The sequence below is a fragment of the Streptomyces sp. NPDC057694 genome (assembly GCF_042799415.1).
GTDB lineage: Bacteria > Actinomycetota > Actinomycetes > Streptomycetales > Streptomycetaceae > Streptomyces.
Map to the genome: position 1 here is coordinate 91,344 of NZ_JBHVIX010000026.1, position 14,151 is coordinate 105,494.

General features: G+C 71.9%; 12 protein-coding genes. 7 read left to right on the forward strand and 5 right to left on the reverse strand.

Annotated elements, in window-relative coordinates:
* The first annotated feature begins 1 nt into the window (after position 1).
* The 3 genes from ACFVDP_RS36500 (at position 2) to ACFVDP_RS36510 (ending at position 3,618) form a co-directional block, all read left to right on the forward strand.
* Positions 2 to 1,174 carry a CaiB/BaiF CoA transferase family protein gene (locus ACFVDP_RS36500; RefSeq protein WP_383499459.1) on the forward strand — a complete coding sequence of 391 codons (1,173 nt, stop codon included), beginning with the start codon at positions 2 to 4 and terminating at the stop codon, positions 1,172 to 1,174.
* Positions 1,174 to 2,355, forward strand: coding sequence for an acyl-CoA dehydrogenase family protein (locus ACFVDP_RS36505; RefSeq protein ID WP_383499462.1), 1,182 nt, complete (start codon positions 1,174 to 1,176; stop codon positions 2,353 to 2,355). The genes ACFVDP_RS36500 and ACFVDP_RS36505 overlap by 1 nt, the downstream gene beginning before the upstream one ends.
* A gap of 72 nt (positions 2,356 to 2,427) precedes the next feature.
* The gene (locus ACFVDP_RS36510; protein ID WP_383499465.1) at positions 2,428 to 3,618 is read left to right on the forward strand and encodes a lipid-transfer protein; all 1,191 of its coding nucleotides are present in this window, start codon (positions 2,428 to 2,430) and stop codon (positions 3,616 to 3,618) included.
* Between the two features lie 46 nt (positions 3,619 to 3,664).
* On the opposite strand, the gene ACFVDP_RS36515 is transcribed toward ACFVDP_RS36510, so the two are convergent.
* Positions 3,665 to 5,002 carry a lipase family protein gene (locus ACFVDP_RS36515; RefSeq protein ID WP_383499533.1) on the reverse strand — a complete coding sequence of 446 codons (1,338 nt, stop codon included), beginning with the start codon at positions 5,000 to 5,002 and terminating at the stop codon, positions 3,665 to 3,667.
* A 232-nt stretch (positions 5,003 to 5,234) separates the two neighbouring features.
* Between ACFVDP_RS36515 and ACFVDP_RS36520 the strand changes: the two genes are divergently transcribed.
* On the forward strand, positions 5,235 to 6,692 hold the full coding sequence (locus tag ACFVDP_RS36520; protein ID WP_383499468.1) for an MFS transporter: 1,458 nt from the start codon (positions 5,235 to 5,237) through the stop codon (positions 6,690 to 6,692).
* A 343-nt stretch (positions 6,693 to 7,035) separates the two neighbouring features.
* Here the strand turns inward: ACFVDP_RS36520 and ACFVDP_RS36525 are convergent, their stop codons facing one another.
* The 4 genes from ACFVDP_RS36525 to ACFVDP_RS36540 are packed head-to-tail and all read right to left on the reverse strand — an operon-like array spanning position 7,036 to position 10,614.
* A complete protein-coding gene (locus tag ACFVDP_RS36525) occupies positions 7,036 to 7,668 on the reverse strand; it encodes a response regulator (protein WP_383499536.1) in 633 nt (210 codons plus the stop codon).
* Positions 7,669 to 7,689: 21 nt separating this feature from the next.
* Positions 7,690 to 8,940 (reverse strand): sensor histidine kinase, encoded by a 1,251-nt coding sequence (locus ACFVDP_RS36530; protein WP_383499471.1) that lies wholly within the window; start codon positions 8,938 to 8,940, stop codon positions 7,690 to 7,692.
* Between the two features lie 22 nt (positions 8,941 to 8,962).
* On the reverse strand, positions 8,963 to 9,679 hold the full coding sequence (locus ACFVDP_RS36535; protein WP_383499539.1) for an ABC transporter permease: 717 nt from the start codon (positions 9,677 to 9,679) through the stop codon (positions 8,963 to 8,965).
* Positions 9,679 to 10,614: an ABC transporter ATP-binding protein gene (locus ACFVDP_RS36540; protein WP_383499474.1), complete on the reverse strand. Its 936-nt coding sequence runs from the start codon at positions 10,612 to 10,614 to the stop codon at positions 9,679 to 9,681. Before ACFVDP_RS36540 ends, ACFVDP_RS36535 begins: the two co-directional genes overlap by 1 nt.
* Before the next feature lie 287 nt (positions 10,615 to 10,901).
* Here ACFVDP_RS36540 and ACFVDP_RS36545 point away from each other — a divergent pair, with 287 nt between their 5' ends.
* The 3 genes from ACFVDP_RS36545 to ACFVDP_RS36555 all read left to right on the forward strand — a co-directional run bounded on the left by ACFVDP_RS36545 (position 10,902) and on the right by ACFVDP_RS36555 (position 14,011).
* Positions 10,902 to 11,756 (forward strand): MaoC/PaaZ C-terminal domain-containing protein, encoded by an 855-nt coding sequence (locus ACFVDP_RS36545; RefSeq protein WP_383499477.1) that lies wholly within the window; start codon positions 10,902 to 10,904, stop codon positions 11,754 to 11,756.
* A gap of 60 nt (positions 11,757 to 11,816) precedes the next feature.
* Positions 11,817 to 12,893, forward strand: a complete 1,077-nt coding sequence (locus ACFVDP_RS36550) for a Zn-dependent alcohol dehydrogenase (protein WP_383499480.1) — start codon at positions 11,817 to 11,819, stop codon at positions 12,891 to 12,893.
* A gap of 179 nt (positions 12,894 to 13,072) precedes the next feature.
* On the forward strand, positions 13,073 to 14,011 hold the full coding sequence (locus tag ACFVDP_RS36555; protein ID WP_383499483.1) for a 3-oxoacyl-ACP reductase: 939 nt from the start codon (positions 13,073 to 13,075) through the stop codon (positions 14,009 to 14,011).
* Positions 14,012 to 14,151: the final 140 nt, after the last annotated feature.

Below are 14,151 nucleotides of genomic sequence, written 5' to 3' on the forward strand. Positions count from 1 at the left end.
CATGTCCGAGCCGCCCGCGCCGCCCCAGGCCGTGCCGCTCGCCGGGATCAAGGTCGTCGACCTGTCGAAGATCCTCGCGGGCCCGTACGCCACCATGTCCCTCGCCGATCTCGGCGCCGACGTGACCAAGGTCGAGCACCCCGACGGCGGCGACCCGACCCGCCGCTGGGGCCCGCCGTTCCAGGGCGAGGACGCCACGTACTATCTGGCCGCCAACCGCAACAAGCGCTCGATGACGATCGACCTGAAGTCTGACGACGGGCAGGCGGCCGTGCATCGGATGCTCGCCGACGCCGACGTCATGGTCGAGAACTTCCGGCCCGGCTCCACCCTCGCCCGCGTCTTCGACTACCGCGCACTCACCGAGCGCTACCCGCGACTCGTCGTGCTCCACATCTCCGCCTTCGGCGAGACCGGACCCCTGCGCGACGAACCCGGCTACGACATGGTCGCCCAGGCCGCCGCCGGGCTGATGTCCCTGACCGGCGAGACCGGCGGACCGCCCGTCAAGGCGGGCTTCGCGATGGGCGACCTCGGCGCCGCGCTCTTCGGCCTCGTCGGCGTCACCTCCGCCCTCGTCGAGCGCGCCCGCACCGGCCGCGGCCAGTACGTCACGACGTCCCTGTACGAGACCCAGCTCGCCCTGCACGCCAACTGGGCCACCGCCCACTTCGCCACCGGCGAGCGCCCCACCCGCCTCGGCTCCGGCCACCCGAGCCTCGTCCCGTACCAGGCGTACGAGGCCTCCGACGGCCACTTCGTGATCGCGGTCGGCAACGACGCCCTGTTCCGCACGCTGTGCGCCGCCCTCGGACTCGACGGCCTCGCCGACGACGAACGGTTCACGACGAACGCCGCCCGCGTCGCCCACCGGGACGACCTCAACGCCCGGTTGACGGACGTCGTCGCCCGGCGCACGGTCGGACAGTGGTGCGACACGCTGAAGGCGGCCGGGGTGCCCGCCGCCCCCATCCGCCACCTCGACGAGGTGTACGCCTGCCCGCAGACCGCCGCCCTCGGCATGGTCCAGGAGGTCGAGCACCCGGCGGCGGGCACACTCCGCCAAGTGGCCTTCCCCGTCAGCTTCAACGGCGTACGGCCCGCCGTGCGCACCGCACCGCCCACCCTCGGCCAGCACGACGACCCCCGCCCCCAGCAAGGAGCCCGATCCTGATGCCGTTCCCCGCACTCGACCCCGTGGACCCGCTGAACCTCGAAGCCCTCCTCACCGACGAGGAGCGCGCGGTGCGCGACACGGTCCGCCAGTACCTCGACGACAAGGTCGAGCCGCACATCGCCGACTGGTTCGAGAGCGGGGAGCTGCCGAACCTGCCCGAACTCGCGCGCGCCTTCGGTGAGATGGGCCTGCTCGGCATGCACCTGGAGGGCTACGGCTGCGCCGGGATGTCGGCCCGCGCGTACGGCCTCGCCTGCCGCGAGCTGGAGGCCACCGACTCCGGCCTGCGCTCCTTCGTCTCCGTGCAGGGCTCGCTCGCCATGTTCGCCATCCACCGCTTCGGCTCCGAGGAGCAGAAGCAGGAGTGGCTGCCGAGGATGGCCGCGGGCGAGGCCATCGGCTGCTTCGGCCTCACCGAGCCCGACCACGGCTCCGACCCGGCGTCCATGACCACCCGGGCCCGGCGGGACGGCGACGACTGGGTGCTCGACGGCCGCAAGATGTGGATCACCAACGGCTCCGTGGCCGCCGTCGCCGTCGTGTGGGCGCAGACCGAGGACGGGGTGCGCGGCTTCGTCGTGCCCACCGACAGCCCCGGCTTCTCCGCGCCCCTCATCAAGCACAAGATGTCGCTGCGCGCCTCGGTGACGAGCGAGCTGGTCATGGACGGCGTGCGGCTGCCCGCCTCCGCGCAGCTCCCGGAGGCCCGCGGTGTCGGGGCCCCGCTCACCTGCCTCAACGAGGCCCGCTACGGCATCGTCTGGGGCGTCACCGGCGCCGCCCGCTCGGCCTGGCGGTCGGCCCGCGACTACGCCTTGCAGCGCGAGCAGTTCGGTCGGCCGATCGCGGGCTTCCAGCTCACCCAGCAGAAGCTGGTCGACATGGCCCTCGAACTCCACAAGGCCACGCTGACCGCACTCCACCTCTCGGCCCTCAAGGACTCGCCCGCCGGCGTCCACCCCGCACAGATCAGCTTCGGCAAGCTGAACAACGTACGCGAGGCCATCGAGATCTGCCGCACCGCCCGCACGATCCTCGGCGCCAACGGCATCTCCCTCGAATACCCGGTGATCCGCCACGCCAACAACCTGGAGTCCGTGCTGACCTACGAAGGCACCACGGAGATGCACATCCTCGCGCTCGGCCAGGCACTGACGGGCCACGCGGCCTTCCGTTAATCGCTCCGCCCTGCCACTATCTGACGGTCCGTCAGGTCGGTAGTCAGGTAGTGGCAGGAGGGCCGTGCAGCCATGAAGTCGTACATAGTCGGCGTCGGCATGACCAAGTTCGAGAAGCCCGAGAGTCGTGACTGGCAGTACTGGGACATGGTGCGGGAGGCGGGCGCGGCCGCCCTCTCGGACGCCGGGATCTCCTACGAGGACGTGCAGCAGGTCCCCGTCGGATACTGCTTCCAGGCCTCGACCGCAGGTCAACGCGCCGCCTACGAACTGGGGTTGACCGGCGTCCCCGTCTACAACGTCAACAACAACTGCGCGACGGGCTCGACCGCGCTGATGATGGCCCGCCAGTTCGTCGAGGGCGGGATCGGCGACTGCGTGCTCGCGCTCGGCTTCGAGAAGATGCAGCGCGGCGCGCTGGGCGGGGGAGCGGACGGCGGGGACTTCAAGACCTCACCTGTCGCCCGGCACTACGGCATCATGGCCGCCCGGCACGGCTTCGAGATGAGCCCGCCCACCGCGCAGATCTTCGGCGACGCCGCGCGCGAACACATGGAGAAGTACGGCACGACCGCCGCACAGCTCGCCGCGGTCGGCGCGAAGAACCACCGCCACTCGGTCGCCAACCCCTACGCGCAGTTCCAGGACGCGTACACGGTCGACGAGATCCTCGCCGCCAAGACCATCCACACACCGCTCACCAAACTCCAGTGCTCGCCCACCTCGGACGGCGCGGCGGCCGCCGTCGTCGTCTCCGAACGCTTCGTCGAGGAGCACGACTTGGGTGACAGGGCGGTCGAGATCGTCGCTCAGGCGATGACGACGGACACCGAGGAGTCGTTCGCGTCGGGCTCGTGCATCGACGTCGTCGGACAGCCCATGTCGCGCGAGGCGGCGCGGCAGGTCTACGAGAAGTCGGGGCTCGGCATCGACGACGTCGACGTCGTCGAGCTGCACGACTGCTTCTCGATCAACGAACTGCTGACGTACGAGGCGCTCGGCATGTGCGCGCCCGGAGAGTCCGGCAAGCTCGTCGAGTCCGGCGCCACGACGTACGGCGGCCGCTGGGTGGTGAACCCCTCCGGCGGCCTCATCTCCAAGGGCCACCCGCTCGGCGCCACCGGAATCGCCCAAGTCGCCGAACTCACCTGGCAGTTGCGCGGAGACGCGGACGGCCGTCAGGTGGCGGGGGCGCGGGTCGGGCTCGCGCACAACATCGGACTCGGCGGCGCCGCCGTGGTGACGATGGTGCGGCGGGGATAGGGCCTGGACGGCGGGGCCGGTGCGACGGCCCCGCCGCGGGAACGGGTCAGGAGCCCGTCGGCACCTCGGGCGCGAGGGAGTTGCCCGCCGGGACCCGGCCGCAGTCCGACGGGGCCGTCTTCCCCGCGAACCGGTCGTTCAGCCAGCCCAGGGCGACGGGCGCCCACGGCACGGCGGTCCCCACGTGGCTGAGCGCGTCGTACTGCTGGTACTTGATCGCGGTGTCGCCCTTGTCGCAGTACTGCCGCACCAGCCCGCGCACGTCCCCGGCGACCATGACGCCGTCGCCCCGCCCGATGCCCGGGAGGTTGCTGAGGGTCCCCTCGAAGACGCCCCCGCCGCCCTGCGCGATGTACCCGGGGGCCGTCGGGGTCGGGGCGGAGCCGAGGTTGAGCCTGTTCACGGCGTCGACGAAGGGCGGCACCGAGTTCGGGTCGGCGTACTGCGGCTTCACCAGCTTCTTCCACGTCAGGCCCGGGTACTGGCCCAGCGCGTTGACGATCGAGGCCTTCTCCAGCTTCTTGAAGACCGTCTGTCCGTAGCTGTTGAGGTAGGGCTCGAAGTCGATGTCGTAGGCGCGGGCGGCCCCGAGCACGGCCATGGGCGCCACCCCGGCCCACAGCGAACTGCCGCCGATGTACTTCAGGTTGTGCGCCGGGGCGACGAGCAGCCCGCCCTCGGCGTAGCCCACCAGCCGCTCGTTGACGTCCGGCGCGTAGCTCGGGGCGAGCGCGGCCGCCCAGTGGGTCGCGATGGCGCCGCCCGAGTAGCCGGCCAGGCCGATCCGGGTGTCGGAGTTCAGTCCCGTCTCCGGGGCCCGGCTCGCGGCCCGGATCGAGTCCAGGGTGTTCGTCCCGTACTCGGGACCGGCGGCGAAGTCGGCCTTCTGCCCCTCGCTGTCCGGGACGACGACGTTGTAGCCCGCCAGCAGCAGCGGCGCGAGGAGCAGCGACTCCCCGTTCGCGATCAGGCCGCCGAGGGAGACGTCGCCCGCGATGGCGCGGGAGGGCGCGTCCTCGGGGTTCAGGGAGTCGTAGAAGGACTGGTACGAGACCGCCTTGCCGCCGTCCCCGTTCGGACTGCGCACGACGGAGGTCACCCCGGCGGACGGCCGGCCCTGCGCGTCCTCGGTGCGGTACAGCAGCTGGATGGCCTTGACCGGCGTGGGGATGCCGAGGACGTGGTACTGGAGGGTCCGTGTCTTCAGCACGGTGCCCGGTGCGTACGACGCCAGCGGAGCGCTGCCGTCGTAGGTGTAGAACGCGTCGTCCGCGGCGGCCGGGGCCGTCGAGGACGAGGCCGCCGTCGCGGCCGGGGGAAACGCGGTGACGGCCAGCACGGTGACGACTGCGCCGGCGAGCGTGCCAAGTGCGGAGCGGTGCATGGTGTCCTCGGCCTTCGCCTCGTGGTGCACGGGTGACAGAGAGGTGTACCTGTCGGTAACAGCGCCGAAAGTTACCAACAGGTAGCCGAGTTGACCAGAGTTCTAACAACGGCTTGCGCCGGACCACTCGTTCGGACGCGGTCGACAGGCCCTAGGCCGCTGGTCCTATGACCTGCGGCCCATGGCCGGTGCACCGAAATCCTGATGTACGGGGCACCGGCGCCCTGAGACCATGACGACCATGCCGCAGACTTCCCCTCTGGCGCCCGGCGCCTCCGACGCCTCCGACAGCGACATAGGCTCCCGCAGGCCCGCGCCGCCCGCGTGGCTGGTGGTGGCCGTGGCCTGTGCCGGTCAGTTCCTCGTCGTCCTTGACGTCTCCGTCGTGAACGTCGCGCTGCCGTCCATGCGCACCGATCTCGGCCTGAGCGCGTCGGGCCTGCAATGGGTGGTCAACGCGTACTCGATCGCGTTCGCCGGCTTCATGCTGCTCGGCGGACGGGCCGGTGACCTCTTCGGGCGCAAGCGGATGTTCCTCGTCGGGCTCGGCCTGTTCACCCTCGCCTCGCTCGTGGGCGGACTCGCCCAGCAGGACTGGCAGTTGCTGGTCGCGCGGGCCGTGCAGGGTCTCGGCGCCGCCGTGCTCGCCCCGTCCACCCTGACCATCCTCACCTCGGCCGTGCCCGAGGGCGCCGCCCGCGCCCGCGCCATCGCCACCTGGACCGCGGTCGGCGCCGGAGGCGGGGCGGCCGGCGGGCTCGTCGGCGGCGTCCTCACCGAGGGCCTCAACTGGCGCTGGGTCCTCCTCATCAACGTCCCGCTCGGCGCCGTCGTCCTCGCGGCCGCCGCCCGCTGGATCAAGGAGTCCCGCGCGGGCGGCGAGCGCCGCCTCGACCTGCCCGGGGCGCTGCTCGTCACCGCGGGCACGGCGACCCTCGCCTACGCCGTCGTGCAGACGGAGGCCGCCGGCTGGGGCTCCGCGGACACCCTCGTGCCGCTGGCGGTGGCGCTCGCGCTGATCGCCGCGTTCCTCGTCGTCGAGGCGCGTACGCGGTTGCCGCTGATGCCGCTCGGGCTGTTCCGGGTGCGGTCCGTGGCGGCGGCCAACGCGGCGATGTTCGTGTGCGGCATGGGCTCGTTCGCCATGTGGTTCTTCATGACCCTGTACGCGCAGAACGTGCTCGGTTACACCCCCATCGAGGCCGGGCTCGCCCTGGTGCCCAGCTCCCTCGCGGTGGTCGCCGGCTCGAAGACCGCGCCCCGGCTCATGCGGCGGTTCGGGGCGCGCAACGTCGCGGTGACCGGGGTGCTCGTCACCGCCGGTGGGTTCGGGTGGCAGTCGACGATGAGTGCGCACGGGTCGTTCGTGGTGAGCATCATGCTGCCCGGGATCGTGATGATGGCCGGGGCCGGTTTCGCGATGACGCCGCTTGCTTCTCTGGCCACGTCGGGGGCCGCCGCGGGGGAGGCCGGTCTCGTCTCCGGCCTGGTCAACACGTCCCGGACGCTTGGGGGTTCGCTGGGGCTCGCGATCCTGTCGACCACGGCGGCGAGCCGCTCCGCGGGGGGCCTGGATCCTGTGTCGCTGACCGACGGGTATGCGGCCGCGTTTCAGGTGGGGGCCGGGATTTTGGTGGTGGCGGTGGTGGTGCTGATGGTGTGGATGCCGCGCGGCCGTCTGCCCGGCTGAGCTGGGGTGACGGGCGGTCGCGCAGTTCCCCGCGCCCCTGTTTTCGGCTGCGGGCCGGTGGACGCTTCTCGCGCAGTTCCCCGCGCCCCTGGAGATGCGCACTTCGTGCGCTGTCTCCATCAAGGCGCGCCACCTGCCCAAGGAGGATGCGCGGCCCCTGCCTCAGGTGGAGATGCGCCCCTTGTCCTGACTGAGCGGAAGCGCGCCCTCTGCCCCGTGTGGAGGCGCGCGGAGCGCAGCCTCTGGGGGAGGCGGCGCGTAGCGCCTGCCTCAGGGGCGCGGGGAACTGCGCGAGAAGCGGCCACCGGCCCGCAGACGAAGAACTACCCAAGGGTGCCGAGGGCTACAGCCAACCCTGCTGACGCGCGGAGCGCATGGCCTCCATGCGGTTTCGGGTGCCCGTTTTGCCGATCGCCGACGAGAGGTAGTTGCGGACCGTCGACTCCGAGAGGTGAAGTTTCCCGGCGATGTCGGAGACCGTCGCGCCGTCGGCGGATGCCCGAAGCGCATCGGCCTCCCGCGCAGTCAAAGGACTCGGCCCCGCGGAGAGCGCCGCCGCGGCCAGCGCCGGATCGACCACGGTCTCCCCGCGCAGCACCTTGCGGATGGACTCGGCGAGATCCTCGACGGGCCCGTCCTTGACGAGGAACCCCGCGGCACCGGCCTCCATGGCCCGCCGCAGATACCCGGGCCGCCCGAAGGTGGTCAGGATCAGCACCCGGCAGTCCGGCACCTGGTCCCGAAGGTCGGCGGCGGCGTCGAGCCCGCTGCGCCCCGGCAGCTCGATGTCGAGAAGGGCGACGTCGGGCCGGCACGTCAGCGCCGTGTCGACGATGGTGTCGCCGGCCGAGATCTGCGCGACGACCTCCATGTCCTCCTCCAGGCCGAGCAGCAGCGCCAGCGCGCCCCGCATCATCCCCTGGTCCTCCGCGAGCAGCACGCGCACACTCTTCGCGGGCCGGTGGTCCTGCGGCATCTCTGTCGTCACGGGGAGACCCTACGTGGTCGCTTCCGTCAGTTCGGCGTCCCGCGCCGACTCACCCTCACCGACCGGGAGTTCGGCCGTCACCGTGAAACCGCCGCGCGCACCCGGCCCCGCCGTCAGCGAGCCGCCCGCCGTCGTGAGCCGTTCGGTGAGCCCCTTCAGACCGGTGCCGCCGACCCCGGGACCGGCCGTGCCGGACGGCCCCGAACCGTCGTCGACGATCCGCAGCCGCACCCGCTCCGCCGTCCCCTCGACCGTGATCGTGCAGGTGGTGGCCGCGCTGTAGCGCACGGCGTTGGTGACCGCCTCGCGCACCACCCAGCCCAGCAGCGCCTCCGTCTGTGCGGACAGCGGCCGCCCCGACTGCCGTACGACGGGCTCGATCCCGGCGGCGGTGAGCGCCGAGCGCGCGTTGTCCAGCTCGGTGGCGAGGCTGCCCTCGCGGTACCCGGTGACCGCCTCGCGGATCTCGGTGAGCGCCTGCCGGCCGACCGCCTCGATGTCGGTGATCTGCTCCAGGGCCGCGTCCATGCTGCGCGGCGCGAGCCGCCGCGCAGCCTCCGACTTCACCACGATCACCGACAGGGTGTGCCCGAGCAGATCGTGCAGGTCGCGGGAGAAGCGCAGCCGTTCCTTCTCCACGGCCTGCCGCGCCAACTCCTCCCTCGCGTCGCGCAGTTGGCGCACCGTGTCGGACAGGGAGAGGATCGCCGCCGTCACCATCGTGGACAGGAACGTGCCGTAGAAGGTGCCGATCGCGTCCCAGCCCTCGGTCAGCGCGGCGGTGAGCGCGCTCAGCACGCTGAGCCCGATCCCCACCTTGGCCAGGTGCCTGCCCCGCACGGTCGCCCCGACGGCCAGCCCGAGCAGCGGGAAGAGCGCCAGCCACCCGTCCCCGTACCCGCCGGCCAGACCGCACGCGAGCAGCAGCATCGCCCCGAGCGCCACCCGGGTCGACCGCGACTCCCGGGCCTTCTCGTGGAACGCCCTGAACACCACATAGACGTAGAGGCTGTTGAAGAGCGGCAGGCCGATCCAGCCGATCCACGGGTTGGGCGTCCTGCCGTTGACCAGGCTGGAGAAGGCGCCGAGCCCCATCAGCATCCACGGCAGCAGCGCGAACCCGGTGGGCGGCGGACCCATCTCCTCGGCCGGGCGGCCGTGCTCGCCCTTGACCCGCCGGGCCGCCTTCACCTCCTCGTGCCAGTCCTTCCACTCGCGGTGCGCGTGCCTCCACGCCTGCCAGGAATGCTTCAGCGCCATGATCCGTCTCCCCGTTCGACGCTCAGATGGTGCGCGCGGCCCTGCGGTACGAGACCACAGCGTACGAACCGAAGGCCAGCAGCCAGCCGACCAGAATGGCGAGGGCGGCGAGCGACGGCGCGTGCCCGTCGGCGACGGCCGTGCCGAGCTGCGCGAACCGGTTCGTCGGCGTGAACGACGAGACGTGCCGCAGCCAGTCCGGGAACAGGGCCACCGGGAACCACAGTCCGCCGAGCACCGCGAGCCCCAGGTAGCAGAGCATGTTCAGCCCGCCCAGGGCCTGCGAGGTCAGCCGGTAGCCGTTGCCCAGGCCGAGCAGCGTGAAGGGCAGCGAGCCCAGCCACAGCAGCACCACGATGACGGGCCACTTCCACAGGTCGAGCCGTACGCCGTTCACCGCCGCGCCCGCGACCAGTACCGCCGTGATCGCCGGCAGCACGGTCACCGCGCCGGTCAGGGCCCGCCCGATGACACCCTGGTGCGGCGCCATCGGGGTGATCCGCAGCTGCCGCAGCCAGCCGATCGCCCGGTCCTCGGCGACCCCGCCCGCCGTGTTCATCGCCGCGCCCAGCGCTCCGTACGCGGCCATCCCGACCATCGACGCGGTCTTCCAACTGCCGTCGTCCGTGCCGAGGTTGGTGAACAGCAGATACATCATCACGGGCATCGCGACCGTGCCGATCACATACCGTCCGTCGCGCAGCGTGCGCCGCACTTCGAGCCGCAGGTAGTCCCACATCACACACGCTCCAGCTGCTCGTCGGTGCGGTCGGTACCGATACCGGTGCCGGTGCCGGTCAGCGCCAGGAAGGCGTCGTCCAGGGAGGCCGGCGCGACCTCCAGGTTCCGTACGGCGTCCAGCGCGGCCAGTGCCATGACGGTGGCGTCGGAGTCCTCCGTGCGCAGGTGCGCGCGGTCGCCGCGGATCTCCATCGAGATCACCCCCGGCAGCAGCGCGAGCCCTTCCGTGCCGCGTCCGGCGAGGTCGAAGGCGACCAGGCTGCCGCCGCCGGCCCGGCGCAGTTCGTCCCCGCTGCCGTCGGCGACGAGGCGGCCGTGGTCGATGACGACGATCCGGTCCGCGTGCGCGTCGGCCTCCTCCAGATAGTGCGTGGAGAAGAGCACCGTGTGGCCGCGCCGCGCGTACGCCCGCATCGACGCCCAGAACGCGTGCCGGGCCTCCACGTCCAGCGCGGCCGTCGGCTCGTCCAGGACGATCAGCGCGGGGTTCCCGGCCAGCGCCACCGCGAACCGCACGCGCTGCGTCTGGCCGCCCGACAGCTTGTCGACCCGGCGGTCCGCCAGCTCCTCGATCCCCGCGAGACGCAGCGCCTCCGCCACGTCCATCGGCGCCGGGTAGCGGCGGGCCACGAAGCCGACCAGCTCGGCGACGGTGACCCGGGGCACGGCCCGGCCCTCCTGGAGCATCGCCCCGACCCGCCCGGCACGCACCGCGGCCTGCGGCGACGTACCGAACAGCTCCACGCGCCCCTCGTCCGGCTCGTCCAGACCGAGCAGCAGGGAGATGGCTGTGGACTTGCCCGCGCCGTTGCGGCCGAGCAGCGCGACCGTCTCGCCCGCGCCGATCCGCAGGGAGAGGCCGTCGACCGCGCGGACGTCCCCGAATGTCTTGACGGCCCCCGTGAAGGACACCGCCGGTGTCTTTGTCGTCATGACAGTGACGGTACGGAGCGGGGGCCGGTGCGCGGCAGGCACGACTGTCCGCAGTCCGCCGGTACAAATGTCATACGCGATCATCTGACGCACAGTCAGAAAGGTGTGGCGGGGCCCTTCCCAACCCACCACCTCTTGGCTATACATGAGGTCGCCGGGTGGATGAGAACACGTTCTACCGGACGCGTTCCGCCCGGCCCGTGACGACCTCGGTGCGGCCGACGGTGCGGACGGCCGCACCGAGGTCTTGACCAGTTCGACCAGTCAGCCTGAGGAGCGCCTGTCTGATGCCCATCGACGCAGCGAAGGCCGTGGCCGCCGAGCCCCGGTCCGCCGGGATCACCTGGGACCACAAGGACATCCAGCTCTACCACCTGGGCCTCGGCGCCGGTGTCCCCGCCACCGACCCCGACGAGCTGCGCTACACCCTGGAGTCGACGCTGCACGTCCTGCCGAGCTTCGCGACCGTCGCGGGCGCGGGCATGGCGGTCGTCGGCGGGCTGAGCGCGCCGGGCATCGACGTGAACCTCGCGCACGTCCTGCACGGCGGCCAGACCATCGAGATGCACCGCCCGATCCCCGTGAAGGGCGCGGCCACGACCACGTCCCGGGTCGCCGCGGTCTACGACAAGACCAAGGCGGCCGTCCTCGTCCTGCGCACCGAAGTCGCCGACGCCGACGGGCCGTTGTGGACCGCCGACTCCCAGATCTTCGTCCGCGGCGAGGGCGGGTTCGGCGGCGAGCGCGGCCCCTCCGAGCGCCTGGAGGTCCCGGACCGCGCGCCCGACCGCACCGTCGACCGCCCGATCCGCGAGGAGCAGGCCCTGCTCTACCGCCTCTCCGGCGACTGGAACCCGCTGCACGCGGACCCCGAGTTCGCCAAGCTGGCCGGCTTCGACAAGCCGATCCTGCACGGCCTGTGCAGCTACGGCATGACCCTCAAGGCCGTCGTCGACAGCGCACTCGACGGCGACGTCTCCCGCGTCACCCGCTACAGCACCCGCTTCGCCGGCGTCGTCTTCCCCGGCGAGACGCTGCGCGTGCGCATGTGGCAGCAGCCGAACCGGGTGCAGGTGACCGTGACGGCCGTCGAGCGCGACGACGCCCCGGTCCTGGCCGACACGGTCGTCGACCACACCTGATTCCCGTACGTCTGATTCCCGTACGTCAGTCCCGTACGTTCACGTGAAGGAGCCGCACCCATGCGAGCAGCCGTACTGCACGAGACAGGGCAGGACAAACTCGAAGTACTGGACGACGTCGAGGCGGTCGGCTTCGGTCCGGGCAAGGTGAAGATCCGGGTACGGGCGACGGGCCTGTGCCACTCCGACGTCTCCGCGATGAACGGCGTCCTGCCGCAGCCCGCGCCGTTCGTTCCGGGCCACGAGGGCGCCGGGGAGATCGTCGACGTCGGCGACGGGGTCGGCGGGCTGAGCGTCGGGCAGCGGGTCCTGGTCTGCTGGCTGCCCGCCTGCGGTGCCTGTCCTTCCTGCAAGCGCGGCCAGACGCAGCTCTGCCTCGCCGGGTTCATGAACGCCGGCACCCCCAACTTCAAGCGGCCCGGCGGTGACGTCTTCGGCTTCGCGGGCACCGGCACCTTCGCCGAGGAGGTCGTGGTCGACGCGGGGTGCGCGGTGCCGATCCCCGACGACGTCCCCTTCGACATCGCGGCGCTGATCGGCTGCGGGGTCACCACCGGGCTCGGCTCCGCCATCAACACCGCCGATGTGGCGGCCGGTTCGTCGGTGGCGGTCATCGGCTGCGGCGGCGTCGGCATCTCCGCGATCCAGGGGGCCCGGCTCAAGGGCGCGGCCCAGATCGTCGCCGTCGACCCCGTGGCGTCGCGGCGCGAGGCGGCGCTCAGGTTCGGCGCGACCGAGGCCGTGTCGCCGGACGAACTCGGCGACGCCAAGCAGCGCATCACCGCCGGTGAAGGGTTCGACTACGTCTTCGAGGTCGTCGGCAAGTCGGCCACGGCCCGCACCGCCTACGAGACGACCCGGCGCGGCGGCACCCTCGTCGTCGTCGGCGCCGGTGCCATGGACGACTTCCTCCAGCTCAACATGTTCGAGCTGTTCTTCGACGAGAAGCGCATCCTGCCGTCCATGTACGGCGGCGGCGACGTCCTCGCGTCCTACGAGCGCGCCATCGCCCTGTGGCGGGCGGGCCGCATCGACCTCGAATCCCTGATCACCCACCGGGTGCCGCTGGCCGAGATCAACGAGGCCCTGGACCAAATGCGCACGGGCTCCGCCCTGAGGACCTGCATCGAGATCTAGCCCCACCCCGGGGCTCCGCCCCGGACCCCGCTGCTCAATCGCCGCAGAGGCTTGAAGGTGCCCCGTCAGGCCCGGACTCCATCGCGGGGGCTTGAAGGTGCCCCGTAAGGGGCGCGGGGAACTGCGCGACCAGCCACGACGAAAGCCGCACACAGCCACCGGCGAAAGGAACGCCCTCCATGTCAACCCCGCTCAAGGGCCGCACGGCAATCGTCACAGGCGCAGGCCGCGGTCTCGGCCGGGCCGAGGCTCTGGAACTGGCCCGGCTCGGCGCCGACGTCGTCGTCAACGACTTCGGACAGCCGGGCCGGGACGGATCGGGGGAGGCGGACGCCACCCCCGCCGAGCAGGTGGCCCGGGAGATCCGCGCGGCGGGCGGCAACGCGACCGCCCACACCGGTGACGTGGCGAATCACCAACAGGCGGCAGAACTGGTCCAGTTGGCGATCGACACGTACGGGCAGCTCGACATCCTGGTCAACAACGCAGGCATCCTGCGCGACCGCATGATCTTCTCGATGACCGAGGACGAATGGGACTCGGTCATCCACGTCCACCTCAAGGGCCACTACAACACCACCCACTTCGCGGCCCGCCACTGGCGCGACCGCGCCAAGGAGACCGGCGCCCCGGTCTACGGCCGCATCGTGAACACCTCGTCCGAGGCGTTCCTCGCGGGCAGCGCGGGCCAGCCCAACTACGCCGCGGCGAAGGGCGCGATCGTCGGCCTGACCACGTCCACCGCCCTGGCCCTCGCCAAGTACGGCGTCACGGCGAACGTCATCTGCCCCCGGGCCCGCACCCGGATGACGGAGGACGTGTTCGCCGGGTTCGCCCAGCCCGCCGACGGCCTCGACCCGCTCGCCCCCGAACACGTGGCGCCCCTCGTCGGCTATCTCGCGGGACCGGCCGCGTCGCACGTCAACGGACAGCTCCTCGTCGTGCACGGCGGCATGGTCGCCATCGTCGAACGGCCGCAGGTACGGGCGAAGTTCGACACGGAGAAGGACGCCTTCACGTACGACGAACTCGACGCCCTGCTCACCCCGCACTACAACGAACGCCCCCGGAACGAGACCTTCGCGGCGGCGGAAGTGCTCGGCCTCAAACACGGCTGACGCGTGCACGGCCGACCCGACGCGTGAGGGGCCCGGGGGGGGTCCTTGGGGGGGGCGGGGGCCCCCCCCCCCCCCCTCCCCGACCCCCCCCCCTCTGTCCCGCGTCCCCCACTGCTCCCCAACAAACTTAGCGGCTTTTC